At 65.5% G+C, this 24,885-nt stretch carries 22 protein-coding genes; 16 read left to right on the plus strand and 6 right to left on the minus strand.

Translation table 11 applies throughout. From position 1 onward, the window contains the following. Positions 1-43: 43 nt before the first annotated feature. Both NNX35_RS12030 and NNX35_RS12035 read left to right on the plus strand, forming a co-directional pair. Positions 44-433, plus strand: coding sequence for a hypothetical protein (locus NNX35_RS12030; RefSeq protein ID WP_255867878.1), 390 nt, complete (start codon positions 44-46; stop codon positions 431-433). A 150-nt stretch (positions 434-583) separates the two neighbouring features. Beyond that, on the plus strand, positions 584-1,006 hold the full coding sequence (locus NNX35_RS12035) for a VOC family protein (protein ID WP_255766757.1): 423 nt from the start codon (positions 584-586) through the stop codon (positions 1,004-1,006). A gap of 58 nt (positions 1,007-1,064) precedes the next feature. Here the strand turns inward: NNX35_RS12035 and NNX35_RS12040 are convergent, their stop codons facing one another. Next, on the minus strand, positions 1,065-1,601 hold the full coding sequence (locus NNX35_RS12040; RefSeq protein WP_255867879.1) for a glyoxalase/bleomycin resistance/extradiol dioxygenase family protein: 537 nt from the start codon (positions 1,599-1,601) through the stop codon (positions 1,065-1,067). 103 nt (positions 1,602-1,704) lie between these two features. On the opposite strand from NNX35_RS12040, the gene NNX35_RS12045 reads away from it, so the two are divergent. The 4 genes from NNX35_RS12045 to mmsB all read left to right on the plus strand — a co-directional run bounded on the left by NNX35_RS12045 (position 1,705) and on the right by mmsB (position 6,898). Continuing rightward, positions 1,705-2,511, plus strand: coding sequence for a helix-turn-helix domain-containing protein (locus NNX35_RS12045; RefSeq protein ID WP_255867880.1), 807 nt, complete (start codon positions 1,705-1,707; stop codon positions 2,509-2,511). Between the two features lie 422 nt (positions 2,512-2,933). Beyond that, positions 2,934-4,049, plus strand: coding sequence for a multiple monosaccharide ABC transporter substrate-binding protein (gene chvE / locus NNX35_RS12050; protein WP_255766760.1), 1,116 nt, complete (start codon positions 2,934-2,936; stop codon positions 4,047-4,049). A gap of 102 nt (positions 4,050-4,151) precedes the next feature. Beyond that, entirely contained in the window at positions 4,152-5,699 is a 1,548-nt protein-coding gene (mmsA, locus tag NNX35_RS12055) for a multiple monosaccharide ABC transporter ATP-binding protein (protein ID WP_255867881.1), read from the plus strand. Then, entirely contained in the window at positions 5,696-6,898 is a 1,203-nt protein-coding gene (mmsB, locus tag NNX35_RS12060; RefSeq protein WP_370647042.1) for a multiple monosaccharide ABC transporter permease, read from the plus strand. The genes mmsA and mmsB overlap by 4 nt, the downstream gene beginning before the upstream one ends. 79 nt (positions 6,899-6,977) lie before the next feature. Here the strand turns inward: mmsB and NNX35_RS12065 are convergent, their stop codons facing one another. The 3 genes from NNX35_RS12065 to NNX35_RS12075 all read right to left on the minus strand — a co-directional run bounded on the left by NNX35_RS12065 (position 6,978) and on the right by NNX35_RS12075 (position 10,346). Beyond that, on the minus strand, positions 6,978-7,979 hold the full coding sequence (locus tag NNX35_RS12065) for a sugar phosphate isomerase/epimerase (RefSeq protein ID WP_255766762.1): 1,002 nt from the start codon (positions 7,977-7,979) through the stop codon (positions 6,978-6,980). 53 nt (positions 7,980-8,032) lie between these two features. Continuing rightward, on the minus strand, positions 8,033-9,232 hold the full coding sequence (locus NNX35_RS12070; protein WP_255867882.1) for a Gfo/Idh/MocA family protein: 1,200 nt from the start codon (positions 9,230-9,232) through the stop codon (positions 8,033-8,035). 73 nt (positions 9,233-9,305) lie between these two features. After that, positions 9,306-10,346, minus strand: a complete 1,041-nt coding sequence (locus NNX35_RS12075; RefSeq protein WP_255867883.1) for a substrate-binding domain-containing protein — start codon at positions 10,344-10,346, stop codon at positions 9,306-9,308. Between the two features lie 230 nt (positions 10,347-10,576). On the opposite strand from NNX35_RS12075, the gene NNX35_RS12080 reads away from it, so the two are divergent. From NNX35_RS12080 to NNX35_RS12090, 3 genes are all read left to right on the plus strand, one after another. After that, positions 10,577-12,052, plus strand: coding sequence for a sugar ABC transporter ATP-binding protein (locus NNX35_RS12080; RefSeq protein WP_255867940.1), 1,476 nt, complete (start codon positions 10,577-10,579; stop codon positions 12,050-12,052). Then, positions 12,049-13,104, plus strand: coding sequence for an ABC transporter permease (locus tag NNX35_RS12085; protein ID WP_370647043.1), 1,056 nt, complete (start codon positions 12,049-12,051; stop codon positions 13,102-13,104). The genes NNX35_RS12080 and NNX35_RS12085 overlap by 4 nt, the downstream gene beginning before the upstream one ends. 79 nt (positions 13,105-13,183) lie before the next feature. Next, positions 13,184-14,368: an ROK family transcriptional regulator gene (locus NNX35_RS12090; protein WP_255867942.1), complete on the plus strand. Its 1,185-nt coding sequence runs from the start codon at positions 13,184-13,186 to the stop codon at positions 14,366-14,368. On the opposite strand, the gene NNX35_RS12095 is transcribed toward NNX35_RS12090, so the two are convergent. Continuing rightward, positions 14,365-15,276, minus strand: a complete 912-nt coding sequence (locus NNX35_RS12095) for a LysR family transcriptional regulator (protein ID WP_255863819.1) — start codon at positions 15,274-15,276, stop codon at positions 14,365-14,367. The two genes, NNX35_RS12090 and NNX35_RS12095, sit on opposite strands and share 4 nt — an antisense overlap. A 149-nt stretch (positions 15,277-15,425) precedes the next feature. On the opposite strand from NNX35_RS12095, the gene NNX35_RS12100 reads away from it, so the two are divergent. The 7 genes from NNX35_RS12100 to NNX35_RS12130 all read left to right on the plus strand — a co-directional run bounded on the left by NNX35_RS12100 (position 15,426) and on the right by NNX35_RS12130 (position 22,864). Continuing rightward, positions 15,426-16,685 carry an FAD-dependent oxidoreductase gene (locus NNX35_RS12100; RefSeq protein ID WP_255867884.1) on the plus strand — a complete coding sequence of 420 codons (1,260 nt, stop codon included), beginning with the start codon at positions 15,426-15,428 and terminating at the stop codon, positions 16,683-16,685. Further along, a complete protein-coding gene (locus NNX35_RS12105; protein ID WP_255867885.1) occupies positions 16,682-17,530 on the plus strand; it encodes an NAD(P)-dependent oxidoreductase in 849 nt (282 codons plus the stop codon). Before NNX35_RS12100 ends, NNX35_RS12105 begins: the two co-directional genes overlap by 4 nt. A gap of 14 nt (positions 17,531-17,544) precedes the next feature. Further along, positions 17,545-18,339 carry an ABC transporter ATP-binding protein gene (locus NNX35_RS12110; protein WP_227923191.1) on the plus strand — a complete coding sequence of 265 codons (795 nt, stop codon included), beginning with the start codon at positions 17,545-17,547 and terminating at the stop codon, positions 18,337-18,339. Next, complete coding sequence (locus NNX35_RS12115) at positions 18,339-19,205, plus strand: ABC transporter permease (protein ID WP_227923193.1); 867 nt, start codon at positions 18,339-18,341, stop codon at positions 19,203-19,205. Before NNX35_RS12110 ends, NNX35_RS12115 begins: the two co-directional genes overlap by 1 nt. Next, entirely contained in the window at positions 19,202-20,218 is a 1,017-nt protein-coding gene (locus tag NNX35_RS12120; protein WP_255867886.1) for an ABC transporter substrate-binding protein, read from the plus strand. Before NNX35_RS12115 ends, NNX35_RS12120 begins: the two co-directional genes overlap by 4 nt. Before the next feature lie 122 nt (positions 20,219-20,340). Then, a complete protein-coding gene (locus NNX35_RS12125) occupies positions 20,341-21,489 on the plus strand; it encodes a GDSL-type esterase/lipase family protein (RefSeq protein WP_255867887.1) in 1,149 nt (382 codons plus the stop codon). A gap of 223 nt (positions 21,490-21,712) precedes the next feature. Then, a complete protein-coding gene (locus NNX35_RS12130; protein WP_255867888.1) occupies positions 21,713-22,864 on the plus strand; it encodes an ATP/GTP-binding protein in 1,152 nt (383 codons plus the stop codon). A 395-nt stretch (positions 22,865-23,259) separates the two neighbouring features. Here NNX35_RS12130 and NNX35_RS12135 read toward each other — a convergent pair whose 3' ends face one another. After that, the gene (locus NNX35_RS12135) at positions 23,260-24,831 is read right to left on the minus strand and encodes an SIR2 family protein (protein ID WP_255867889.1); all 1,572 of its coding nucleotides are present in this window, start codon (positions 24,829-24,831) and stop codon (positions 23,260-23,262) included. Positions 24,832-24,885 lie beyond the last annotated feature (54 nt).

Below are 24,885 nucleotides of genomic sequence, written 5' to 3' on the forward strand. Positions count from 1 at the left end.
CCCGTACCACCAGAGTCTCGTGCCCAGGAATGGAGCCCCCCAAGTGTCACCCGAATCAGCCCAGCCGTTTGAAGTTTCCGAAACGGACCGCGTCACCGTCTACGGTGCGAAGAACTTTCCCGAGGTGGCCGGGCTGCTGCCGGACTCCGCGTTCCTCGCCGAGGATGACGGGCGCTTCCCGGCCGACGTCGTGCTGCTGTTCGTAGCTTCCGCGGCCGATCTGGCACATGAACTGGCCAAGGCGGCCGCCGCCGTTGAGCCCGGCGGATCCCTCTGGGTCTGCTATCCGACGGCGGAGGTCGACGGCGGCGCGCCGGACCTGAACCGGGACACCGTGGCTTCCCTGGTCGAAACGAATGACTGGGAGCCGGTGGGCGACGTCGTGCTCAGCAGCGAGTGGTCTGCCGTGCGCGGGCGGCCCGCGGGGAAGTAAAGCAGGGAAGTAAAGCGGGGAATCCTCCGGGCCGGACCGCGCAGCTTCGCTGCGGAATATCGCTGCGGAATTAGGTCCGGCGGGTTCCGCAGGGATGGAGGTCGGCGCATACTCGGGAGCGTCCGATCCGTCACCCGTAAGGAGACAACCATGTCCACCCTGATGAACCCCTACCTCAGCTTCCGGGACAACGCCGCCGAAGCGATGGCGTTCTACCAGGACGTTTTCGGAGGAACGCTGGAAAGCTCCACCTTCGGTGACATGAACATGGCCGAGGATCCGTCCGAGGCAAACAAGATCATGCACTCCTCCCTGACCACTGACAACGGCCTGGTGTTAATGGCTTCGGACACGCCGAACAGCATGAACATGGACCAGGGCAGCAGCTACTCCATCTCCCTCAGCGGGGATAACGGGGAGGAGCTGCGCGGGTACTGGGACAAACTGCTCGACGGCGGCCAGATGACCATGCCGCTGGAAAAGGCGCCGTGGGGAGACATGTTCGGCATGCTGACCGACCGGTTCGGAACCAGCTGGATGATCAGCATTGAGACTGAGGACTCTAGCCGCTGAACTGCCTCTAGCCGCTGGACCGCCCGGCGCTTTGAGCCGCCGCCTTCACGGCGGCGGCTCAGCTGCTGTCTCCGCCGGACTGCGTCGCCGCCCACTCCGCGACCCGGCGGGCGCTCTCCTCTTCGGAAAGGTCCTCCACCCGGGACATCACCGACCAGCGGACCCCGAACGGGTCACGGATACTGGCGAAGCGGTCTCCCGAGACAAAGGTCGTCAGTGGTTCGCGGATAACGGCGCCGGCCGCCACCGCCCGGGAGACGGTCTGGTCCGCATCGGCACAGTAGAGCCCGAGCGAGTAGCAGTCGTTGTCCCCTTCCGGGGGAAGCACCAACCCGAAAGCGGGATTGGGCTCGCCCAGCTGCAGCCGGCCCAGGCCGAAGTCCAGATCGACGTGCACCACCACGCCGTCCATCTCGGTCACGTCCATTACCCGGGCCCCGAACACGTCGCGGTAAAACGCAATGGCGTTTCGGGCATCCGGTACAGCCAGGAATGGGGTCAGGCTGGTGGCACCGTGCGGAATCCCGCCGGTGGTGTGTTGTCCGGTGAGGCCGGTGATGGTTTCGTCTGAAGCGGTGTTGTCTATGAATGTCATGCTGCAAAGCTAGGCAGCAGCAGTAGGCCGGCGCTTGGAGATTCGCGACAATACGATTCACGACCGCCGGCAGCAGCCGAATAACCGGAGAAATGAGCAGGCTATGGAGGACCAGTGGCGCGGGCTGCTTTATCCCGCCCGGCTGCCGACCTTTCACCGGCTGCTCCCGCCGGACGCCCTCCGGGACCGCTTGCGGTGGGTCTGGATTCCGGAATGGGACCTGGCACCCGGCAAGGTCTCCCGGCAGGAGGTCCTGCCGTTCCCGGCGTTGAACCTGGTGGTGCAGCCGGAGGGTGTCAGCCTGTCCGGCCCTGCCACGCGGCGTTCGTTCCGCGACTTGGCGGGGCGGGGCTGGGCCGTCGGGATGCTGCTGCGGCCGGCCGCCGTACCGGGCTTTACTGATGACCCGGGCAGCCTCCGCGACGCGGAAATCCCGTTCCACGCGCCGGACCTGCATGCCGCGGTGACGGTGGCCATGAGCAGCGGCGCCGCGAATAATGACGACGACGGCGCCTGCTGCCGGGAGCGCGCTGCGGCGGCGGTAGCCGAGTGGCTGGCGGCCCGGGTCCCGCTACCTACCGCCGAAGCCGAAGCGGCCAACCGGTTGGAGGACCTGATCCAATCCGACCGGGAGCTGACCCGGGTTGACCAGGCCGCCGACCAGCTCGGCGTCTCCGTCCGGACCCTGCAGCGCCTGGCGCGCCGGTTTGTGGGTCTGCCGCCCCTGGCAATGATCCGCCGCTACCGGCTGCAGGAGGCTACGGAACGGCTGCGCGACAACACCGAACTCTCCATTGCCGATGTTGCCGCCGATCTCGGTTACGCCGACCATGCACATCTGGCCAACGCGTTCCGGGAAGTCCTGGGCTTCACGCCCAGCGGGTACCGGCACTCCGCGTCCCAGGAATAAGGGAGCGCCCCGGCGTGCGGCGGTGCGGACGACGCCGGCCGGCCACCTTCGACCGGCCGGCGGGGTCCGCGGTGTGCCGCACCCAGTGACGGTGCGGCGGCGCGAGTGTATGGGGGACGGTATGGGTGCGGGGCACGGGCGTCAATACGGGATGGCCGGGGTGCTGCCTGCGGGGAACATTTCGGTCGGAGCCGGGTTCCCGATCCCGCGGAATTCGATGCGGTAACTTTTCGAGATTCTATTGTGATGGATGCCACTTCGGGATATGTTGTCTTCGCCTACAAATTGTTGATGCCATGCGTCGACAGGGCGCTACAGCGTTGTATCCGCTCGATCCAGCCTGCAGCGGACCCGTGGCCGTTCCGCCGACAGCGGGCGGAACGGCTCCGCACCGGCAGGATCCTTTTCGAAGGTTTTGCAGCATGACCAGAATCAAAAATGTCTCGGCCGTCTTCCTGGCCGTTGGCCTGGCGGCAGGCATGTCGGCCTGTGCACCCGCGGGCTCCAATACAGACGGTGACGGGGAAGCCAGCTCCTGCAACGTCGGGATCTCCATGCCCACGCGCAGCCTCGAGCGCTGGATCAATGACGGCGAGGGGCTCAAGGAAAAACTTGAAGCCCAGGACTGCACCGTTGACCTCCAGTACGCGGATGACAAGACCGACCAGCAGATCAGCCAGATCCAGAACCAGGTCGCCGGCGGCGCCAAGATCCTTGTGGTCGCGGCCATCGACGGCGAAACCCTCGGCCCGGCGCTCGAGGACGCGAAGGACCAGGACGTACAGGTCATCGCCTATGACCGCCTGATCAACGGCACCGACGCCGTGGACTACTACGCCACGTTCGACAACTACAAGGTGGGCCAGCTCCAGGGCGAGTTCATCGAAGAGCAGCTCGGCCTGGCCGAGGGCAAGGGCCCGTTCAACCTCGAGCCCTTCGCCGGCAGCCCCGACGACAATAACGCCTCGTTCTTCTTCTCCGGCGCATGGGACGTCCTGCTTCCCTACGTGGAAAGCGGCCAGCTGGTGGTTCCCTCCGGCAAGTCCCCGGCGAGCAATGACGAGTGGACGTCCATCGGCATCCTTGGCTGGCAGTCCGCCGATGCACAGGCGGAAATGGACAACCGGCTTCAGTCCTTCTACACCGGAGGCGAGAAAGTCGACGTCGTACTCTCCCCGAATGACAGCCTGGCGCTGGGCATCGAGGCCTCGCTGAATTCCGCCGGATATGAGCCCGGCTCGGACTGGCCGCTCATCACCGGCCAGGACGCCGACGTCGCAAACGTCAAGGCCATGCTGGCAGACCAGCAGTCCATGACCGTCTGGAAGGACACCCGCGAGCTCGGCACCCAGGTGGAGAGCATGATCATGGCCCTCGTTGACGGCGAGGACGTGGAGGTCAACGACACCGAGACCTACAACAACGAGGTCAAGGTGGTCCCCACCTACATCCTCGATCCGCAGGTGGTCACCAAGGACACCGTCCAGTCCGCCCTGGTGGACTCCGGGTTCATGGAAGCCGGCGACGTCGGTCTCTGATCCCGGGCGTTACTTTCGACGGGCGAAAGCAGCGGCGTGCGACGGCGGAAAACCGCCGCACGCCGCTGCCGCCTGTATTGAAGCTACTGAAGCGAGAACCACATGACTGACGTCATCCTGTCCATGGACGGCATAGTGAAGGAGTTCAACGGCATCCGGGCCCTCGACGAGGTCTCGGTCAGTGTTGAACGCGGCGAAGTGCACGCGATCTGCGGCGAAAACGGCGCCGGCAAATCCACCCTGATGAAGGTGCTCAGCGGGGTCTATCCGCACAACAGCTTTGCCGGGACCATCACCCTCGACGGCAAGCCCGTCAACTACAGCTCGATCAACGACAGCGAGCGCGACGGCATCGTGATCATCCACCAGGAGCTGGCCCTGAGCCCGTTCCTGTCCGTTGCCGAGAACATTTTCCTCGGCAACGAGGTGGCCCGCGGCGGGGTGATCGACTGGAACCAGACCAACCTGCAGGCCGCGGCACTGCTGAAACGCGTGGGCCTGGATGAAAATCCGGCCACGAAGATCCTTGAACTCGGTGTGGGCAAACAGCAGCTGGTGGAGATTGCCAAGGCACTGTCCAAAGAGGTGAAGATCCTGATCCTCGACGAGCCCACCGCAGCGCTGAACGACGACGACTCCGCCCACCTGCTGGGCCTGATCGACCAGCTGCGCGGCCAGGGGATCACCTCGATCATCATTTCCCACAAGCTGAAGGAAATCCGCTCGATCGCCGATACCGTGACGGTGATCCGCGACGGGCGCACCATCGAAGATTTCCCGGTGGAGGACACCGACGAGATTGAAACCCGGATCATCCGTGCCATGGTCGGACGTCCGCTGGACCACCAGTTCCCGCCCCGCGAAACGGACATCGGCGAGGAGAAGTTCCGGGTGGAAGGCTGGACGGTGCACCACCCGGTGGATCCGGACCGCGTGGTGGTGAGGGACGCGTCCTTCAACGTCCGGGCCGGGGAGATTATCGGGTTCGCCGGCCTGATGGGTGCCGGCCGCACGGAGTTGGCCATGAGCATCTTCGGCCGCTCCTACGGCACCGGGATTTCCGGGCGGGTCTTCAAGGACGGCGTCGAAATCGGCACCCGTACCGTGGGTGAGGCAATCCGCAACGGCCTTGCCTACGTCAGCGAGGACCGCAAGCGCTACGGCTTGAACCTGATCGGCAACGTGGCCGTCAACGTCTCCGCCGCCGCACTGGGCAAGCTGGCCCGCCTGGGCGTGATTGACCGGCACCGGGAATACGCCGTGGCGGACGAGTACCGGCAGCGGATGAACATCCGCACGCCCAGCGTCACGTCCACCGTCGGCAACCTCTCGGGCGGAAACCAGCAGAAAGTAGTCCTCAGCAAGTGGATCTACTCCGGCCCGGACGTGCTGATCCTTGACGAACCCACCCGCGGGATCGACGTCGGCGCCAAGTACGAAATTTACGGAATCATCAACGAGATGGCGGCCCAGGGCAAAGCCGTAATCGTCATCTCCAGCGAACTGCCCGAACTGATCGGGCTCTGCGACCGCATCTACACCATCGCCGAGGGCCGGCTCACCGCGGAAGTGGACCGCGCCGACGCCACCCAGGAAGAACTGATGCGCCACATGACCGCTGCCAGGACCCAAGGAGTACAAGTCCAGTGACCACCACGACCCCAGAACAGGCGAAGGCACCGCTGCCGCCGCAAGCCGCAGCCGCGAAGACGCGCCGCCGGATAGACCTGCGCCAATACGGCATCCTGGCCGCACTTGTTGTGATCATCCTGCTGTTCCAGGTGCTCACCGGCGGCCGGCTGCTCTACCCGGGCAATGTCAGCAACCTCATCCAGCAAAACGCGTATGTGCTGATCCTGGCCATCGGCATGGTCATGGTGATCATTGCCGGACACATTGACCTCTCCGTCGGCTCCGTGGTGGCCGCGGTGGGCGCCATTGCCGCCCTGGCCATGAACGACTGGGGGATGCCCTGGTGGGCGGCCGTAGTGCTTTCACTGGTGGCTGGTGCGCTGATCGGAGCCTGGCAGGGCTTCTGGGTGGCGTTTGTGGGGATCCCCGCCTTCATCGTTACCCTCGCCGGGATGCTCGTCTTCCGCGGCGTGGCCCTGGTCCTGCTGACCGGCGGCACGGTCAGCGGCCTGCCGCGGCCGTTCAACGCCATCGGCTCCGGCGCCCTGCCCTCCACCGGCACTCCGGACCTGCTGACCCTGGGCATCGGCGCGCTGGCGTCGATTGCCCTGGTGGTGCAGCAGCTGAAGGGCCGCGCGGACCTGCGCCGGCTCGACCTGCCGCGGGAACGGACGGGCTCGTTCGTGTTCAAGAACGCCGTCGCCGTGTTCGCCATCATGTACCTCTGCTACCTGCTGGCCTACAGCCGCGGCCTGCCGATCATCCTGATCATCCTGGCCGGGTTGGTGCTGGCCTACTCGTTCCTGCTGGGCCGCACAGTGTTCGGCCGGCACATCTACGCGATGGGTGGAAACCTGAACGCCGCCATGATGTCCGGCGTGAAGACCCAGTGGGTGAACTTCCTGGTGTTCGTGAACATGGGCTTCCTGGCCGGACTTGCCGCCGTGGTCAGCACCGCCCGGGCCGGCGGAGCCGTGGCTTCGGCCGGCGGCGGGTTTGAGCTGGACGCCATTGCCGCGGTGTTCATCGGCGGCGCTTCGGTGCAGGGCGGCGTGGGCACCGTGGTGGGTGCCGTGATCGGCGGCCTGGTGATGGGCGTGCTGAACCAGGGCCTGTCCATCCTGTCCGTCGATGCGGCATGGCAGCAGATCATCAAGGGGCTGGTGCTGCTGGCGGCCGTCGTGTTCGGACTCAGCCGTAAGCGCAACGCCCGGTAGGGTTCCGCTCGCTTCACGGCAACTAACGACGACGGCGGCCACCTCCCGAAGGAGGAGGCCGCCGTCGTCGTTTCCGGGCCTACCGCGATGAAAACGCAGCGTCGAACGCGGCAGCGGGCGGATCCATCGCCAGTGAACGGACGAACGCCAGTGCCTCCGGGGCTCCGACCAACCGGTCCATTCCGGCATCCTCCCATTCCACCGAGATCGGGCCGGCGTAGCCGATGCTGTTGAGCATCCGGAAGGCGTCCTCCCACGGAACGTCTCCGTGGCCGGTGGACACGAAGTCCCAGCCGCGCCGCGGATCGGCCCAAGGCAGGTGCGAGCCGAGCCGGCCGTTGCGGCCGTTGGTCATCCGCTTCTTCGTGTCCTTGCAATCCACATGGTAGATCCGGTCCTGAAAGTCCCAGAGGAACGCCACCGGGTCCAGGTCCTGCCAGACAAAGTGGCTCGGGTCCCAGTTCAGGCCGAACGCCGGCCGGTGCCCGATGGCCTCCATCGCCCGGACAGTGGTCCAGTAGTCGTAGGCGATTTCGCTGGGATGAACTTCGTGGGCAAAGCGGACGCCCACCTCGTCAAAGACGTCCAGGATCGGATTCCACCGGTCGGCAAAGTCCTGGTACCCGGCGTCGATCGCGTCCGCCGAGACCGGCGGGAACATGGCCACGTATTTCCAGATGGACGAACCGGTAAAGCCGATCACGGTGTCCACCCCGAGGGCCGCGGCGAGCCGTGCGGTGTGCTTCATTTCCTCTGCGGCTCGGCGCCGGACGCCCTCCGGATCGCCGTCGCCCCAGACCGCGTCGGACACCATGTCCCGGTGCCGCTGATCAATCGGATCGTCACAGACCGCCTGCCCCTTGAGGTGGTTGGAAATGGCGAACACCTTCAGGCGGTACTTCTCCAGGATGTCGCGGCGGCTCTGCACGTACTCCTCGTCATCCCACCGCCAAGGGTCCAAATGGTCGCCCCAGCAGGCGATTTCCAACCCGTCGTACCCCCAGCCGGAGGCAAGCCGGGCCACTTCTTCAAGGGGCAGGTCGGCCCACTGGCCGGTAAACAGAGTGACTGGTCGGGACATGACGGGCTCCTTTGCCTGCGTGGACGGGGGGATGGTGAGTCGGGACGGGACGGTCAGCGCACGGGCAGCCAGACGCTGGATTTAGCGGCGCTGCGGGACACGGCGTCGAGGACTTCCTGGACCTGCAGGCCGTCGGCGAACGACGGCGCGGGCGCGGTTCCGGCGGCGATGGCCTCCACGAAGTCCTTCGCCTGGTGCACGAAGCCGTGTTCGTAGCCGAGCGAATGGCCGGCCGGCCACCACGCGGAGACGTAGGGGTGGTCCGGTTCGGTCACCATGATGCGGGTGAAGCCCTGCCGGTCCGGCGGAACCGTGTAATCCATAAAGCCCAGGAAGTTCAGGTCCTCCAGATCGAAGCTGATGGCACCTTTGCTGCCGGAGACTTCCAGCCGGAACGCGTTCTTGCGGCCGGTGGCCATCCGGCTGGCTTCAAAGGACCCGAGCACACCGTCCTCGAAGCGGCCGAGGAACAGCGCGACGTCGTCGACGGTCACCGGTCCGCGGGGGCCGGCGTCGTTGCCCGAACCAGCGCTGCCTCCGCCCAGGCCCGTGCCCCGCTGGTCCGTTTCGGGCACCGGGCGGGTGGGGACCAGGGTGGCGAGGGTGCCGCTGACCTCGGCCAGCGGCACCCCGGTGATGTACTGGGCCAGGTCAATGGCGTGCGCGCCCAGGTCCCCGAGGGCACCGGACCCGGCTTCGTCCTGCTGCAGCCGCCAGGTCAGCGGGGAGTCCTCGTCCACCAGCCAGTCCTGCAGGTACACGGCCCGCACCTGCCGGACCGTGCCGATCGCACCGGCGGCCACGAGGTTCCGGGCGTGGGTGGTGGCGGGCAGCCGCCGATAGGTGAAGCCCACCATCGCCCGAACGCCCCGGGCCTCGGCGCGGGCGGCGGCGTCGGCCATCGCCTGCGCCTCTTCCACCGTGTTGGCCAGCGGCTTTTCGCAGAGCACGTGCTTGCCGGCGTCGAGCGCTGCGATGGCGATCTCGGCATGGGAAGCACCGGGCGTCACGATGTCCACGACGTCGATGTCCTCCCGGGTGACCGCCTCCCGCCAGTCGGTGGCGGACTCGGCCCAGCCCCATTTCCGGGCTGCGGCGGAGGTCCGGTCCGCGTCCCGGCCCACCAGCAGGTCCATCCGCGGCTGCAGGGGCAGGTCGAAGAACCGGGGCGCCACCCGCCAGGCCTGCGAGTGGGCCGCCCCCATAAAGCCGTGGCCCACCAGTGCCACCCTCAGCGGCTTCTTGTCCTGCATGTTTTCTCCTTAGTGCTGTGCTGATTGCGCGGGTGCCCGGCCCGGCCGCCCGGCCCGCGTTCGGACCGCCCGGTCAGGACTCGAAGGCGGTAGGCAGGTATTCCTCGACGTTTTCGCTGGTGACCACCGGGGCGTTGAGCACCACGCGGTTGGGCACCTCGATCTCGACCAGGTCGCTCATGGCCTTGTCCTGCGCCAGCAGCCGGGCGAGCCGGATGCCGTCCGCGGCCTGGGTATGCGGATAGATGATGGTCGCCTGCAGGACGCTGTCCCCGGACTGGATTTCCCGCATGGCGTTCGCGGAGCCGGCGCCGCCCACCATGATGAACTCGTCCCGCCCGGCGGCGTCGATGGCGGCCAGGACGCCGATGCCCTGATCGTCGTCGTGGTTCCACAGCGCGTCGTTTTCCGGTGCGGCCGAGAGCAGCTGGGACGTTGCGGCCTCGCCGCCCTGGACGGTGAAGTCCGCGGACACCCGGTTGTTGACCTCGAGCCCGCAGCCGGCGAGGGCGTCCTTGAAGCCTTCGCTGCGGTCCTGGGTGAGCGGCAGGGCGTCGATGCCGGCAATTTCGGCCACCACGGCGTCGGGCTGGTCGCCCACCTGCTCGCAGATGAAGGTACCGGCGCTGACGCCCATGCCGTAGTTGTCGCCGAGGACGGTGGCACGGGCGGCGAAGGGACTGGAGAACTCACGGTCCACGTTGATCACGGGGATGCCCGCCTCCATGGCGCGGATGGCGACGTCGGTGAGGGCAGCGCCGTCGGTGGGCAGCAGGACAATGGCGTCCACCTGGTCATTGATGAACTGCTCCACCTGGCTGATCTGCAGGTTCGCGTCATTGGTTCCTTCGGCCACCCGCAGGTCGATGTCCGGGTATTTCTCGGCTTCGGCGGTGGCGGCGGAGTTGATGGCGCCCAGCCAGCCGTGGTCCGCGGCCGGTCCGGAGAACCCGATGACCACGGTCTCGCCCTCGGACTGGTTGCCTTCCACGGAGTTGTTGGTCGGTTCGGCATTAGTGTCCTCGCCTGCAGTGCAGCCGGTGAGGGCAAGCCCGCCGGCGGCGAAGTAGGCCGCAGCGGTGATGATCTTCCCGCGCATGCGTGGTGCGTGCATGGTTCTCTCCTCTGTAAGTGGGGCGCTGAGGCGAGTCCGCACCCCATCGGAACCAGCCAGCGCACTGCACATCGTCGTGACATGCGTCACAGTAACAGAAGTCTGACGATAAAGCGCCAACATACTACTGATGATCGACATAAGTGTGTAAGCTCCGTGCCATGACAGCATCGGGAGCATCTGCCGCCCCTCCTCAGCCGGTACAGCAGCCGCTGCTTGAGGTGCGCAGCCTGAGCAAGAGTTTCGCCGGCGTCCGGGCGCTGCGCGGCGTCGATCTGGACGTCCTGCCCGGCGAGGTGCACTGCGTCCTGGGCCAGAACGGCGCCGGGAAATCCACCCTGATCAAGGCCCTGTCCGGGGTGTACGTACCGGACGGCGGGGAGATCCGCTGGAACGGGGAACCGGTGGAACTGGCCCGGCCGGCCGACGCCCTGGCACGGGGCATTGCCACCATGTACCAGGAACTGGATGTGGTGGACGGACTGAGCGTCACCGAGAACATCTTCCTGGGCCACGAAGACGCCCGCGGGGGAGTGCTCCGCGTGCGGGACGCGCGCCGTCGGACCCGGGAGCTGCTGGCGAGGCTGGGACACGAGGACCTGTCACCGTCCGCGGAAGTTGGCAGCCTGTCCGCCGCCGGGAAGCAGATTGTCAGCCTGGCCCGGGCCCTGTCCCGCAACGCCCGGCTGATCATCATGGACGAGCCCAGCGCCATCCTGGACTCCGGCGAGGTGGCCAACCTGTTCCGGGTGATCCGGGAACTCACCGGCCAGGGCATCGCGGTTGTCTACATCTCGCACCGGCTGGAGGAAATCCGTCAGATCGGCAACCGGATCTCGGTGATCAAGGACGGCTACAGCACCGCATCCTCCCTGCCGGTCGCGGATACGTCCCGCGCGGAGCTGGTCCGGCTGATGACCGGCCGGGACGTCGCCAACGTGTTCCCGCCACGGAGGCCGCCGTCGTCGGACGCCCCGGTGGCGCTGCAGGTGGAGGGACTCGGGCTGGCCGGCTCCTTTGCGGACGTGAGCTTCAGGGTCCGGGCCGGGGAAATCTTCGGCCTGGCCGGGCTGGTGGGATCCGGCCGTTCGGAGATTCTGGAGACCGTTTACGGTGCCCGGCGCGCGACGTCGGGCACCGTCACTGTGGAGGGCAGGACGCTGCGGCCCGGGTCGGTGCGTGCCGCGGTCAACGCCGGGCTAGGCCTGTCCCCGGAGGAACGCAAAAGCCAGGGGCTGCTGCTCGAGGAACCCATCTACCGCAACGTCACCCTGTCCACTTTTGCCCGGTTCGCCCGGCACGGCTGGCTGAACGAACGCGCCGAAAAGAAGGCGGCACGCGAGCAGGCCGACGCGCTGCAGTTGAGTCCGCCCGACCCGGACCGGGCCGCCCGCACCCTCTCCGGCGGCAACCAGCAGAAGGTGCTGCTGGCCCGGTGGCTGATCCACGGCACCCGGGTGCTGCTGCTGGACGAGCCGACCCGCGGCGTCGACGTCGGCGCCAAGACCGAGATTTACGCCCTGATCCGCAGCCTCGCGGCCCAAGGCGTGGCGATTGTGGTGGTGTCCAGCGAGATCGAGGAAGTGATCGGCCTGGCGGACCGGATCCTGGTGCTCGACGCCGGACGCGTCCTCGCCACCGGCAACGCAGACGAAATGGACGAGCACGCCGTGCTTGACCTGGTGCTGAAAGGAAGTGCGCAGTGAGCGAATCAACGACGGCGGCGCTGCAGCCGCCTCCCAGCGGCGGCACGGCTGCGGTGCCCCGAAGCAATCCGCTGGGAAAGTTCCTGGGCGGCTCCGCGGGCCGCAACATCGGCCTGGTCATTGCCCTGGCACTGCTGTTCATTGTCGGGGCGGTCACCAGCGGCGAGCGCTTCCTGAACCTGGACAACATGCTGACCATCCTGCGGTACGCGTCGATCTTCGGGGTGATCGCCATCGGGGCAACCTTTGTGATTACCGCCGGCGGCATCGACCTCTCGGTCGGTTCGGTGATGGGCCTGACCACGGTGCTGGCCACCCTCACCTCGGTGCAGCTGGCCGCCACGAACAGCAGCTGGCTGCTGATGGTGGTGGTGGCGCTGGCGGTTGGCGTGGGGACTGGGCTGATCAACGGGGTGATCATCGCGTACGGGAACGTGGTGGCGTTTATTGCCACCCTCGCGATGCTGGTGGCCGCGCGCGGTGTGGCGGAACTGATCTCCGGCCGCAGCACGCAGATTGTCACCAACCGGGATTTCCTCTCCGTGATGCGCTCGAACTTCCTGGGCGTCCCGCTGCTGATCTGGATCTTCCTGCTGGTGGCCGTCGCCGGCTGGTTCCTGCTCAACCGCACGACCTTCGGGCGCCGGACCGTGGCGATCGGCGGGAACCTGGAGGCCGCACGGCTGGCGGGCATCAAGGTGAAGCGGCACATTGTCCTGTTGTACGTCCTCTCCGGCCTCACTGCCGGCATCGCCGGGATCATGATGATGGGCCGCACCACCGCGGGCACCTCCACCCATGGGCTGCTGTACGAGCTGGAAGTGATTGCCGCCGTCGTCGTCGGTGGAACCCTGCTGATTGGCGGGCGCGGCACCATTGTCGGCACCGTGCTGGGCGTGCTGCTGTTCAGCACCCTCATCAACGTCTTTACGCAAAACAACCTGGACACCTCGGTGCAGGCCGTGGCCCGCGGCGCGATCATTGTGGTGGCCGTGCTGCTGCAGCAGCGGTTCGCCGTGCGGGGGACCGGCCGAAGGAAGGGGGCGTTATGAGGGTGTCTGTTGGACCGTTCGCGTCGCCGGGCCGACGCCGTAGCGTCGATCCCTATGCTTCAATTGCCCAGTGGTCGATATAAGGAATAACCCCACCGCTCCCGGGGCCAGCGAACTTTTCCAGCTCCTGCGGGACGGACAGCCCCGCACCCGCAGCGAGCTGGCCGATCTGGTGGGGGTGGCCCGCTCCACCATTGCGCTGCGGCTGGAGCTGCTCATGGACCTCGGGCTCGTGGCGCCCATTGAAGACGCGGTGTCCACCGGCGGGCGGCCGTCCTCCCGGTTCGCGCTGCAGACCGGAGCGCGCGTGGTCCTGGGGGTCGACGTCGGCGCAAGCCACCTGCGCGTGGGACTCACCGACCTGGCCGGCACCGCCCTGGCCGATGCCACCCGCGACCTGTTAGTCAGCGACGGGCCGTTTGCCGTGCTGGACACCGTGGTGGAGCTTGGGAATGCGCTGCTGGCCGAGACCGGCCGGTCTGCCGCCGAACTGCTCGCCGTCGGCGTCGGGCTGCCCGGACCCGTAGAGCACCGCTCCGGGCGGCCGATCAACCCGCCCATCATGCCCGGCTGGCACGGCTTCGACGTGCCCGGCTACCTGCAGGAATCCTTCCACGTGCCGGTGCTGGTGGATAACGACGTGAACGTGATGTCGATGGGGGAGCGCGAGGCTGCGTGGCCTGACGTCGAGAACCTCGTCTTCGTGAAGGTCGCCACCGGCATCGGCGCCGGCATCATCTGCAACGGCAGCCTGCTGCGCGGCGCCGACGGGGTGGCCGGGGACATCGGGCACATCCGGGTGCCGAGCGGGGAGGACCTGCTCTGCCGGTGCGGGAACCGCGGTTGCCTGGAGGCGCTGGCTTCCGGCCCGGCGGTGGCTGCCCGGTTGCAGTCCCTGGGGTTGGCTGCTGAGGACGGGCGCGACGTCGTCGCCCTGGTCCATTCCGGCAACCACGAGGCGGTGCATGCGGTTCGGCAGGCCGGCCGCGAGGTGGGCGAGGTGCTCTCCGCCTGCCTGAGCATGTTGAACCCCGAGGTGATTGTGTTCGGCGGCTCGATGGCGCTGACCGGCGAGCACTTCATCGCCGGGGTGCGCGAAGTGGTCTATTCGCGCACCATGCCGCTGGCCACCCAGCACCTGCGGATTGTGCAGTCCGCGTCCGGGCTCGACGCCGGGATGCTCGGTGCGTCCCAGCTTGCCATCCAGCATGCGCTGTCTGCGGAGAGTGTGGAGCGGATGCTTGCGGGGCGGGTGGGGGTTTAGCTTTCCGGCCCGTCCAGGACCTGCACCGGCGTCGACCGGAACAGGTCGGCGACCTTCCGGACCTCCGGCGACGCCGCAGCGTTCCATGCCGCCCACGTCTCGACCTGCAGTAAATGCCCGGCCGCATCCCGTGCCGTCAGCGGCACCCACTTCCACCCGGGAAAGTTGAGCCCTGCGGACGCCTCGGTGGTGAGCGCCGCATCGGCGTCGGCCAGGTCGGCAATCAGCAGGCTGTGGTGGCTGAACCGCCGGAAGACCCAGTGCGTACGCACGCCTGCGGCCTCGGCGGCGCTGCGCAGCTTGACCTCCTGGATGCGGATTTCCCCGGCAGCGTGTGCCATCACGGTGAGGCCGTCCAGATCAAAGAGGCCCAGGACATCCCGGGTGCTGAGCGGTGACGTCGGCCGGACGGCTGCCCCCAGCGGCTGGGTGAGCAGGTGCTGCCCGTTGATCCCTTCCGCGGGTTCCGTGTGCAGGAGGGCCAGGTCGATCTGGCCGGCCCGCAGCAAACGGCTTTGCTCATCGCTGCTGGCCTCATAGAGCGAAAAGCGTACCGCCAACCCTGCGGACTCCACCGTCTGGACGGCAGCGCGGAACCAGTCATGCGGCAATCCCGGAGGGGCACCGAGGCGGATCAGTGAGCGGCTGCCCGCGGCCAACCGGACCAGCTCCGGGGTGCGGTCCACCTGAGCCAGGATGGTGTCCGCGTGGGTTTTGATGACATGTCCCAGGGTAGTCAGCGTCACGCCGCGCGGGTTCCGCTGCAGCAGGGCACCCCCGAGTTCCTTCTCGAGCTCGGCGAGTTGCCGGCTCAGCGCCGGCTGTGTCATATGCAGTTCAACGGCGGCGCCGCTGATGCTGCCGGTCTCCGCCGTGCGGACAAAGTACTTCAACTGCCGGATTTCCATGTTCCTGCCCCCTGCGACCTGAGATACCTAAAAGGCATACCGACAGGCACTTTTAGGCATTTGATTTATGCATACAAGTGGACCATGGTTCTTATGTGCTTGGTGTGACTCAGCTCACTCCGTGATTCACCTGCAATCTAAGGATTTTGATGATTTCCCTTTCCACCACCGCAACCTACGACGTCGTCGTTGTGGGTGGCGGCGCTGCCGGGGTGGCAGCAGCTGTCAGCGCTGCCCGTGCCGGAGCCAGCGTCTGCCTTATTGAGCACTACGGATTCCTCGGGGGAGCGGCAACCAACAGCTCGGTCCTGGCCTACTGCGGCTTCTTTGACCAGACCAGGGAACAGGTGGTGCGCGGCATTGGGCAGGACTTCCTGGACGAGCTGGAACGCCAGGAACTCCTGCACTTCGAGACCTCGCCCGCCACGGGAAACACCATCGTGGTCCTCGATTTGGAAACCACTAAGTCGGTGCTGGACCAGCTGGTCCGCTCGGCCGGCGTCGACGTCCTGTTCCACAGCACCCTCGTAGCCGCGGATACCGACGCCGGCGGAATCAGCGCCGTGCAGGTGGTGCACCGCGGCGGCAACCTGCGTCTTTCCGGCACCGCGTTCGTGGACTGCAGCGGGGACGGCGCGCTGCTGCAGGCCGCCGGCGCCGAGTTCCAGCTTTCACCGACCGAACGCCGCCAGGCCAGCACCCTGGTGATGCGGGTCGGCGGCGTCGGCGAAGACGCGGACCTGTCCACCGCGGCCATGGATGACGCCTTCGCCGCCTACGGCAAAACCACCGGGGAAATCCTCACCCGGAGCAACGGCACCTGCGTACGGATGCCCCGTTCACGCGAGCTGATGCTCCTGCTCGCGGACGAATACGTGGACGTCCTGGACGTGCACGAGATTTCCCGCGCCGAACAGGACGGCCGCGTCAAGGCCCGGCATTACCTCGAGGCGCTGAAGGCGGGCATGCGCGGCTGGTCCGGCGCGTATCTGGCCTCCACCGGCCCGCAGATCGGCATCCGGGAAGCCCGCCGGATGCAGGGCCGCGAAAGCGTAACCGCCGACGACGTCCTGACCGCCCGGCGTCGTCCGGCGGACGGGATTGCCCGGTGCGGCTGGCCGATGGAGGACCATGCGACCCCCGGTGCCACCACCTACAGCGGCATCAAGGACCGCAAGTGGTACGACATCCCTTACGGGGCCGTGACCAGTGCCAATATCACCAATCTCTGGGGCGCAGGCCGGCTCACCAGCAGTGACAGCCGCTCGTTTGCGTCGCTGCGGGTGATGGGCACCTCGTTCGCCACCGGGCATGCGGCCGGCCTGGCCGCATCACTCCATAGTTCCACCGGCAGTGTGGACGTTTCCAAGCTGCGCGGACTGCTTCAAGACCAGGGGGCCCTGCTGTGAGTATCAACCATCCGGACCCCAAACGGATCGCCGTCACCGGTGCCGCCGGCAGCCTGGCCCGGGACATCATTCCCCGGCTGGCCGATGCCGGCTACTCCATGGTCTGCGTGGACCGGACACCGCCGGCCGAATCCTTCGGACAGGACTGGGTGCTCACCGAGGTGGCCGACACCGGGACGCTCGTGGAGGCGTTCCGCGGATGCGGTGCCGTCATCCACCTGGCGGGGATTCCGCTGGAAGATGACTGGGACCGGATCCTGTCCGCGAATATCGACGGCACCCATTCCGTCCTGGAAGCCGCCCACATGGCCGGGGTGCCGCGGGTGATCCTTGCCAGCTCCATCCATGCCGCCGGGTTCACCCCGGTGCCTCCGGCCGGGGACTCCGTTCCGGACAACACCCCGGTGCGGCCGAACACTCTGTACGGCGTCTCGAAGGCGGCGGTGGAAGCGCTGGGCAGCTACTATTCCGACCGTTTCGGGATGGACGTAGTCTGCCTGCGCATCGCGTCGCGGTTCGACCGGCCGCGGGACGTTCGGATGTTGAGCACCTGGCTCTCGCCCGACGACGCCGCCCGCCTCTTTACGGCAGCCCTGGCGGATTCAGTGAAAGGATTCCGGATTGTCTGGGGGGTTTCAGCCAACACGCGAAGCTATCTCTCGCCGGACGCCGGGGCCGCCCTCGGCTACGTTCCCAAGGATGATGCAGAACGTTACGCCGGAGACCTGACCGGTCCGGCGGCACCGGCTTCGGCCGCAGAGTCCGACTGGGACCGTCAGTTCATCGGCGGCGTCTTCTGCTCACCGCGTCCTCCCCGCCAGCCCAGCATGCATCCCTCCACCTGATGAGGAATTTCGAAATGACACAAGCTCCACCCGAGGTTCGCTACGCGTTCGAGGTCGACTCGGTCCACAAGGTCTTCACCGGATCGCAGAACGTGCACGCCCTTGATGACATCAACCTCAAGCTGAAAGAGGGCTCCTTTACCTGCATCGTCGGCCCGTCCGGCTGCGGGAAGTCCACCCTGCTCCGGATCCTGGGGGAACTGGAAACGGCTACCACCGGGACGGTCACCCGGAACGTTTCCGCGGAGAAGGTGCCGGCGTCGGCCTTTGTCTTCCAGGAACACGGGGTATTCCCGTGGTTCAACGTCCTGCAGAACGTGGCCTTCGGCGAGCACATGGCCGGCGTCGGCAAGCGGGAACGCCTCGAACACGCCCGGCACTGGATTGCGGAAGCCGGCCTCACCGGTTTCGAGGAAAGCTATCCGCACCAGCTCTCGGGCGGGATGCGGCAGCGCATCGCCATTGCCCGGGCCTTTGCCACCGGGTCCCCGGCATTGCTCATGGATGAGCCGCTCGGAGCCCTGGACGCGCAGACCCGCATGCTGATGCAGGAACAACTGGTCCGGCTGTGGGAACTGGAACGCAAAACCGTTGTCCTGGTGACGCACTCCATCGACGAGGCCCTCCTGCTCGGCGACCAGATCGTGATGATGTCCGCCCGCCCGGGCCGCGTCAAGGAGATCATCGACGTGCCCTTCGGACGTCCCCGCAGCATGGAAATCGAGGGCACCAGCGAATTCGGCTCCATGAAGCAGGACATCTGGGATTCCCTCCGCGACGAGGTACAAGCATCTTTGAGGTTCTCCTAATGACTAACACCGCAACTGCCCCCAAGACCACGGACTCCTCCGAGCTCGACGGCGCCATCCGCCGTGAGTATCGGCAGGTTGTCCGGCTGCGCTACCGCGACATCCTGCTGTCCACCCTGACCCCGGTGCTGCTCCTGGCTCTGTGGGAGGTGGCCGCCCGGAACGGTGCCCTGGACGCCCGGCTCTTCACCCCGCCGAGCCTCATCGCCGAGCAGGCATGGAAGATGACCCTGAGCGGCGAGCTGTGGCAGCACACCTCGGCCACCATGGGCCGACTGCTGCTGGGCTTCGTACTGGGCGCCGTCACCGGCATCCTGGCCGGCCTGCTGATGGGAGTCTGGCGGCCGGTGCGCGCCGCCTTGGGGCCGACCTTCACTGCCCTTTATGCCCTGCCGAAAATCGCCATTGTTCCGCTGCTGCTGCTGATCTTCGGGCTGACGGAGACACCCAAGGTGCTTTCCGTTGCCATTTCCGTGTTCTTCGTAATGCAGATCAACACCCTGGCCGGCATTGTCCAGATCGACAGCCGGGTGCTGGAAGCGGCCCGGGCCTACAAGGCCAGCGGACTGAAGCTTTTCCGCTACGTACTGCTTCCCGGCGCAACTCCGGCGATCATGACGGGCCTGCGCGTGGCCGCGGGAATGTCCGTTATCGTGATCACCGCCGTCGAGTTTGTCGCCTCCAATAACGGACTGGGCTATCTCATCTGGAACTCCTGGCAGCTGTTCCAGCCCAGCAAAATGTACGTCGGCCTCATTGTGGTGTCCCTGGTGGGCGCAGCGGTGACGGCGCTCATCATCCTTCTTGAACGGGCTGCCCTGCCCTGGAAATACTCATCCGGATCAAAGAAGAAAGATCAAAAATGAAAAAACACCTCAAGGTCCTGGCAGCAACGGTGCTGGCCGGACTTGCCCTCTCCGCCTGCGGCGCGGACTCGGGCTCCTCTTCCTCCGAAGAGGGGACCACGGAAACCGCAACGGTGAAGGTCGGAATTGTCCAGCTGCCGATTTTCGCCCCGATTTACGTTGCTGAAGCGAAGGGCTACTTCGACGAAGCGGGCCTGGACGTCCAGCTCGAAACCGTGAAGTCCGGCCAGGACGCGGTGCCGCTGGCGTCCAGCGGAAAGCTCGACGTCGTTGCCGCCGGCTTCTCCGCCGGCATGTTCAGTGCCATTGCAACCGGCCTGGACATCAAGGTTGTGGCGTCCATGGGCGTCAGCGACGGCGACACCGAGAAGAGCCCGACTGACCTGGTGGTCTCCAAGGCCAAAGTTGATTCCGGTGATATCACCAGCATCGCTGACCTGAAGGGCAAGAAGATCGGTGCTGCCGGCGGTGCGGGCGGCACGGGTGCCTTCCTGCTCAGCCTGGCTCTCGAAGAAGAAGGCCTGACCATCAATGACGTCGAGATTGTGAACCTCGGCAACCCGGACATGCCGACGGCGCTGGCCAACGGCAGCCTGGACGCCGGCTTGATCTCGGCTCCCTTCTCCACGCTGGCCATCGAAGACGGCACTGGCGTTTCCATGGCTGTCCCGCCGGCCGGGACTTCCGGTACCGGCATGCTGTACGGCGGCCAGTTCGCCGACACCGAGAACGCACAGAAGTTCTTCGATGCCGTAGCCCGGGCTGCAAAGGACCTGCAGGGCGAGGACCGCTACTCGGACGAGAACCTGAAGATCATTGCCGACGCGACGGGACAGACGGTCGAGGAACTGAAATCCGTACCGCTCTACACCTGGATGCCGAATCTGGAACCGCTGCCTGAGCAGCTGGAGGGCATGGAAGCTGTCTGGATGGAATCCGGTGCCATTGAGTACGAGGAAGCCATCAAGCAGGACACCTATATCGATTCATCCTTCTCCGAGAAGACGTCGTAACTACATCCGTTTGGCATTCGCAGCGGCATCCCGGGAAACCGGGGTGCCGCTGTCGTGCGTGGCTGCCGCGTAAACTGAGGGTGCCTAACCTTTGAGCCGGACAACCGAGAGAAGCGCGCTTCATGATCACCACCCCCATTACGCCTTCGCTCGTTATTGGTGCGGCGGAACTGGAAACGACTCCCCGTGGTCTTCGGCCACATCGGCTGCCGGCTTCGGTGCGTAACCGGTTCCCCGATCCGCAGCTGATGATGGCGGAAAGCCAGCCGTCCGGTGTCCGGCTGGCAATGTCGACGACGGCGGAGGTCCTGGCGGTTGTGACGCACCCGTCCCGGGTGGTCTACCGGGGTGCGGACCGGCCGCGGGGCTTTGTTGACCTGGTGGTTGACGGGAAGCTGCTCGAGAGCGACGAGCTCACCGGCGGCGACTACGTCGAGGTGGATATGTCGACCGGAGCCGCGACTCCTTTTGAGGGGCCGTCGCATACCAGCGTCTTCCGGCTGCCGGCGGGCGACAAGGTGGTGGAGGTTTGGCTGCCGCACAATGAGGTGGTTGAGCTGGTCGAGATGCGCTCGGACGCTCCGGTCGCACCGTATTCCTCGGGGCGGCCCGTGTGGTTGCACCACGGCAGCTCCATCAGCCACGGTTCGAATGCCGCCACGCCGGCTCAGATCTGGCCTGCGGTTGCGGCCCAGTTGGGCGGGGTTGAACTGCAGAACCTCGGCCTTGGCGGGAGCGCCCTCGTGGATCCGTTCACGGCGCAGGTGATGCGCGATACCCCTGCCGATGTCATCAGCGTGAAGCTGGGTATCAATGTGGTGAACATGGATTCCATGCGGCTGCGCGCCTTTGTGCCTGCGGTGCACGGTTTCCTCGACACCATCCGCGAGGGGCATCCCGAGACGCCTCTGGTGCTCATCTCGCCCATCTTCTGCGGTATCCACGAGGACACTCCGGGGCCCGGTGCCTTTGACCCAGCGTCGTTCGGGACGGATCAGGTTCGGTTTATTGCGACCGGTTCGCCGGAGGGTGTCGCTGCCGGGCAGCTGACGCTGCGGGTGATCCGCGAGGCGTTGGAGTCGCTGGTGGCACGCCGGGCAGATGATCCGAACCTGTACTTCCTGGACGGCCTGAGTCTTTACGGGGCAGCGGACGCTGAAGCGCATCCGTTGCCCGACGCGCTGCATCCAGATACGGATACGCACCGGCTGATCGGGGAGCGGTTCGCGGAGTATGCGTTTGCGGCGGAGGGACCGTTCGGGCTGCGCTGAAAAACCGTGTGGTTGTCCCGCACGAACCGGATAGGCATTATGCGCACCAAATGCTGCTAACGATTTGGGGACGACGGATCCGAAAGCGGCTACGTATTCTCGGCCACGGTCAACTGGGACGAGGCCAGTTACAGCTGGCATCTGGGGCGATAACGTTCAGAGCTTCGGTATCACGGTGAGGTCAGAACTAAGTACGCCGTAGGGGTCACGTATTGTTCACTACATGAAATTGAACAGAGCGTTAGAGCAACAGATTGCAGTGTTTGGGGAGGCTGGCAGTGGAAAGACTGTGTTGCTCTCCTCTTTCTATGGCGCTACACAGGAACCCCAGTACCGGCAAAAGAACGTGTTCCATGTGGTGGCTGACGATATCGGCCAAGGCTCGCGGCTGCACCGCAATTACTTGGGAATGAGGGATTCATCCCGAGTGCCCGTGCCCACCAAATTCGCCGCAGACTCCTATAGCTTTTCAGTGAAGTTGAAGGAAGGCGCCAAGGCGAAGGCATTCAAGGCTAAACCCTTTGATGCGCTGCGGCTCGTCTGGCACGATTATCCCGGAGAATGGTTTGAGCAGGGCGTAAGCGGGCCTACCGAAGCCCAGCATAGGGTCGACGCTTTCAGGTCCTTGCTCGGTTCCGATGTGGCCTTTTTGCTGGTAGATGCCCAACGCCTATTGGACAATGCTGGTGAGGAAGAGCGGTACCTGAAATCCTTGATGGCTAACTTCCATAATGGGCTCTTGTCGCTGAAAGATGACTTGCTCGAAGATGGCAAGCCGATCGTAGATTTTCCTCGCATATGGGTAATGGCACTATCCAAGGCCGACCTGCTGCCAGACATGGATGTTTTCAAATTCCGGGATCTTCTCATCGAGAAGGCTTGTGACGACATAGACGCGCTGCGCAAGGTGCTGGCTGAGCTCGTAGACGGGAGCGAGGCCCTATCGGTGGGTGAGGATTTCGTTCTTTTCTCATCCGCGAGGTTCAACGGAGGCGGAATTGAGGTCAACAAGCGCATCGGCATCGACCTGATCCAGCCGTTGGCGGCGATGCTCCCGTTTGAGCGTCACGCCAAGTGGGCCCAGGCCAAGCAGCTCCCTAGAAAGGTGGCCGAAAACCTCCTGGGTGGGGTTGGAGTGCTGGCTGCTGCCTTGACTGGCCGCAAGTTGGACATCCCTGGACGGATGGGTCTTCTGGTTAACCTGATTGGCCCGGATGTACTGAGCGGCGCGGTGAATCTAGCCGGGGACAAGGTCAGAGAAATGAACGCTGACGCGATGGCAAAACAGGAATACCTTTCCGCTACGCTAACCCGATTCAGAATGGACTTGGACCAGGCGGAAGAGGACGGCGTTCTCCTGAGGAGTCGCAGATGAGCCTAATCTGGGCGACCCGGGGACAGGCTTGGGGTTTCAAGTTCCTCCGGGATGGCGGTTTGGAGGACCCGCTCCCGGCCTACCAAGAGGCCTTTTCCGGCTTGGAGGATGAACCTGAGGTGTGTCGCCGGGTCGGCGCGAAAATCGCCCTCCGGTTTCCAGATCCGGAAGGACGAAAGGACCGAGCGGGGAGGGTTATCCCACACGATTTCGTCGTCTCCGGGGCGTTGGTTGAGGAACTGCAGTCGATCGCTGACGGGCGGAGGGTTATCTGGCCACAAGTTGCCGATGAATACGCACGCAACTGGTCCAAGACGCCTTCATCAAGAACCTGAAACCAATGAGTTGCGAGTGGCAAGCAGCTCCATAGCTAGGCACGCACGAGCGTAAGGAAACTAGGAGCTGGGAGTCGGAGCTCCCAGCTCTGCCAGCATCTCCCGCAGGCGGACGCCGCCGCTGCTTTGAGCTTCGTCGTCGGTGAGCCGCTTAGTGAGATCCAGCAGGGTTTCCCGCAAGGACTGCTCGGATTCGGTCAGTGCTCCTTCGTAGCCCTCGGCCAAAAGATACGAATGGCTGTCCGTCGACAGAGCTACGAGAAGATCCAGGAAGATTTCGAGGGTCCGTCCTGCCGCGGCATTGGATTTTTCCGAAGATTCCTCATTCATCGGCACCAAGTTCAGCTGGGAAACCATCCGCCGGTCTAGGGGATCCGCGGACAGCATCAGCGCCGTCGCGGCGCCATCCTTGCCCCGGGGCTCCGGAGGAAGGGCACGCTTCACGTCGTGCAGGATCTCGTGGAAGTGGTCGTCGGCAAGGCCGAAGCCGACGAACAGGATGTGCTGCGTCATGAGGGTGGCTTTCACCAGGGCCGAGAGCGCGTTGCGTGATGCGTTGAAACCAAGATAATCGTCGCGGGTGAGGACGATCGAGTCAGGGTTCGTCACCGAACCATGAAGTTTCAGCAGCCAGTCGTCGTTCTCCCCGCCGCCGTCAGGAATGACCGACCGGGGGACGCCGGCGTCGGCCGAAGCGAATTCAAAGAGTTCGTCGTAGTTCAGGGTGATCGCCTCCCTGCTGCCCAGACTGGCGAGGAGAGCCGGTGCCAAACCGTAGCGTTTCAGCTCCACCAGATCGGCGATGGACTGATTGAAACTCCGACCGCCCGCGTCGGAGCGTTCCTCATAAAGAGAGCGCAGAATGCCGGCCTGGTCCAGATGCCCGCGCTTCTTGAGTGACTTACTTTCAGGGGGCGAGAGCTGTGCGGCCTTGGCCAGAGCCGCCAGGAGATTGTCCCAGCTCGGGGCACCGGCGCTCATGCTGACACCTGCGCCCATAAAAGGAACGAGCTTGCCGTCTCGGGCATGCGCGCCTAGTCGTGCAGCGTGATCCTTCAGCTCCCGATCGAGGGGTTTCCACCAGTCCGGCTGGCGCTTCCGCAGCTCCTGGGCGAAGGCGAAGTCCTTTTCGTTTGTGAGAATCAGCGCGACGTCGACGTCGGACTCGGCCGCGGCACGGCGTGCCTCCTGGAGAAGCCGCTGGATCACGTCGCCTCGCACCAGTCCTGCTCCGCCGCCGCCGGTGCCGAAAAGCGGCATGGCCAGCAAGGGAACGGGGCGGGACGGATCGTCGTTCGCAGCCCGCCGTCGTCGTTCGACCTGCTCCGCTGCGACCCGAATGAATTCACTCAACGGTGGAACCAGATCCTCGACCGAGGAAATGCCGTAATACGGCACGGCAGTGAGGACCGGCATGGGTTCATCGGCAGGCCAGGAGTCGAGAGGCTGCGCTCGCTTAGCCCCGCTGGCGAAGTCGACGTCCCTGCTGCTGGCTACCACTGATTCCAGCCCTGGGAGTGCCTCCCGCCAGTGCCCAGCAATGCTGTAGGTGCGGTCGGTCGGAAGCAGCCATGCATCGCAAGCGAAGTTGGTCAGGCTGCCTCTGGTCACGAAGACGTGTGATTCCCCCATAAGGAATTCCTACCATGCTCGGCCCCTGGTCCACGTATTGGTGGGTCCAGGGGC

This window comes from Arthrobacter sp. zg-Y844, from assembly GCF_024385465.1.
Lineage (GTDB): Bacteria > Actinomycetota > Actinomycetes > Actinomycetales > Micrococcaceae > Arthrobacter_B.

Coding starts and splice junctions, on each gene's coding strand:
- NNX35_RS12035 (WP_255766757.1), top strand. CDS start 584: ATGTCCACCCTGATGAACCCCTACCTCAGCTTCCGGGACAACGCCGCC.
- NNX35_RS12040 (WP_255867879.1), bottom strand. CDS start 1,601: ATGACATTCATAGACAACACCGCTTCAGACGAAACCATCACCGGCCTC.
- NNX35_RS12045 (WP_255867880.1), top strand. CDS start 1,705: ATGGAGGACCAGTGGCGCGGGCTGCTTTATCCCGCCCGGCTGCCGACC.
- chvE (WP_255766760.1), top strand. CDS start 2,934: ATGACCAGAATCAAAAATGTCTCGGCCGTCTTCCTGGCCGTTGGCCTG.
- mmsA (WP_255867881.1), top strand. CDS start 4,152: ATGACTGACGTCATCCTGTCCATGGACGGCATAGTGAAGGAGTTCAAC.
- NNX35_RS12065 (WP_255766762.1), bottom strand. CDS start 7,979: ATGTCCCGACCAGTCACTCTGTTTACCGGCCAGTGGGCCGACCTGCCC.
- NNX35_RS12070 (WP_255867882.1), bottom strand. CDS start 9,232: ATGCAGGACAAGAAGCCGCTGAGGGTGGCACTGGTGGGCCACGGCTTT.
- NNX35_RS12075 (WP_255867883.1), bottom strand. CDS start 10,346: ATGCACGCACCACGCATGCGCGGGAAGATCATCACCGCTGCGGCCTAC.
- NNX35_RS12095 (WP_255863819.1), bottom strand. CDS start 15,276: ATGGAAATCCGGCAGTTGAAGTACTTTGTCCGCACGGCGGAGACCGGC.
- NNX35_RS12100 (WP_255867884.1), top strand. CDS start 15,426: ATGATTTCCCTTTCCACCACCGCAACCTACGACGTCGTCGTTGTGGGT.
- NNX35_RS12110 (WP_227923191.1), top strand. CDS start 17,545: ATGACACAAGCTCCACCCGAGGTTCGCTACGCGTTCGAGGTCGACTCG.
- NNX35_RS12115 (WP_227923193.1), top strand. CDS start 18,339: ATGACTAACACCGCAACTGCCCCCAAGACCACGGACTCCTCCGAGCTC.
- NNX35_RS12120 (WP_255867886.1), top strand. CDS start 19,202: ATGAAAAAACACCTCAAGGTCCTGGCAGCAACGGTGCTGGCCGGACTT.
- NNX35_RS12125 (WP_255867887.1), top strand. CDS start 20,341: ATGATCACCACCCCCATTACGCCTTCGCTCGTTATTGGTGCGGCGGAA.
- NNX35_RS12130 (WP_255867888.1), top strand. CDS start 21,713: ATGAAATTGAACAGAGCGTTAGAGCAACAGATTGCAGTGTTTGGGGAG.
- NNX35_RS12135 (WP_255867889.1), bottom strand. CDS start 24,831: ATGGGGGAATCACACGTCTTCGTGACCAGAGGCAGCCTGACCAACTTC.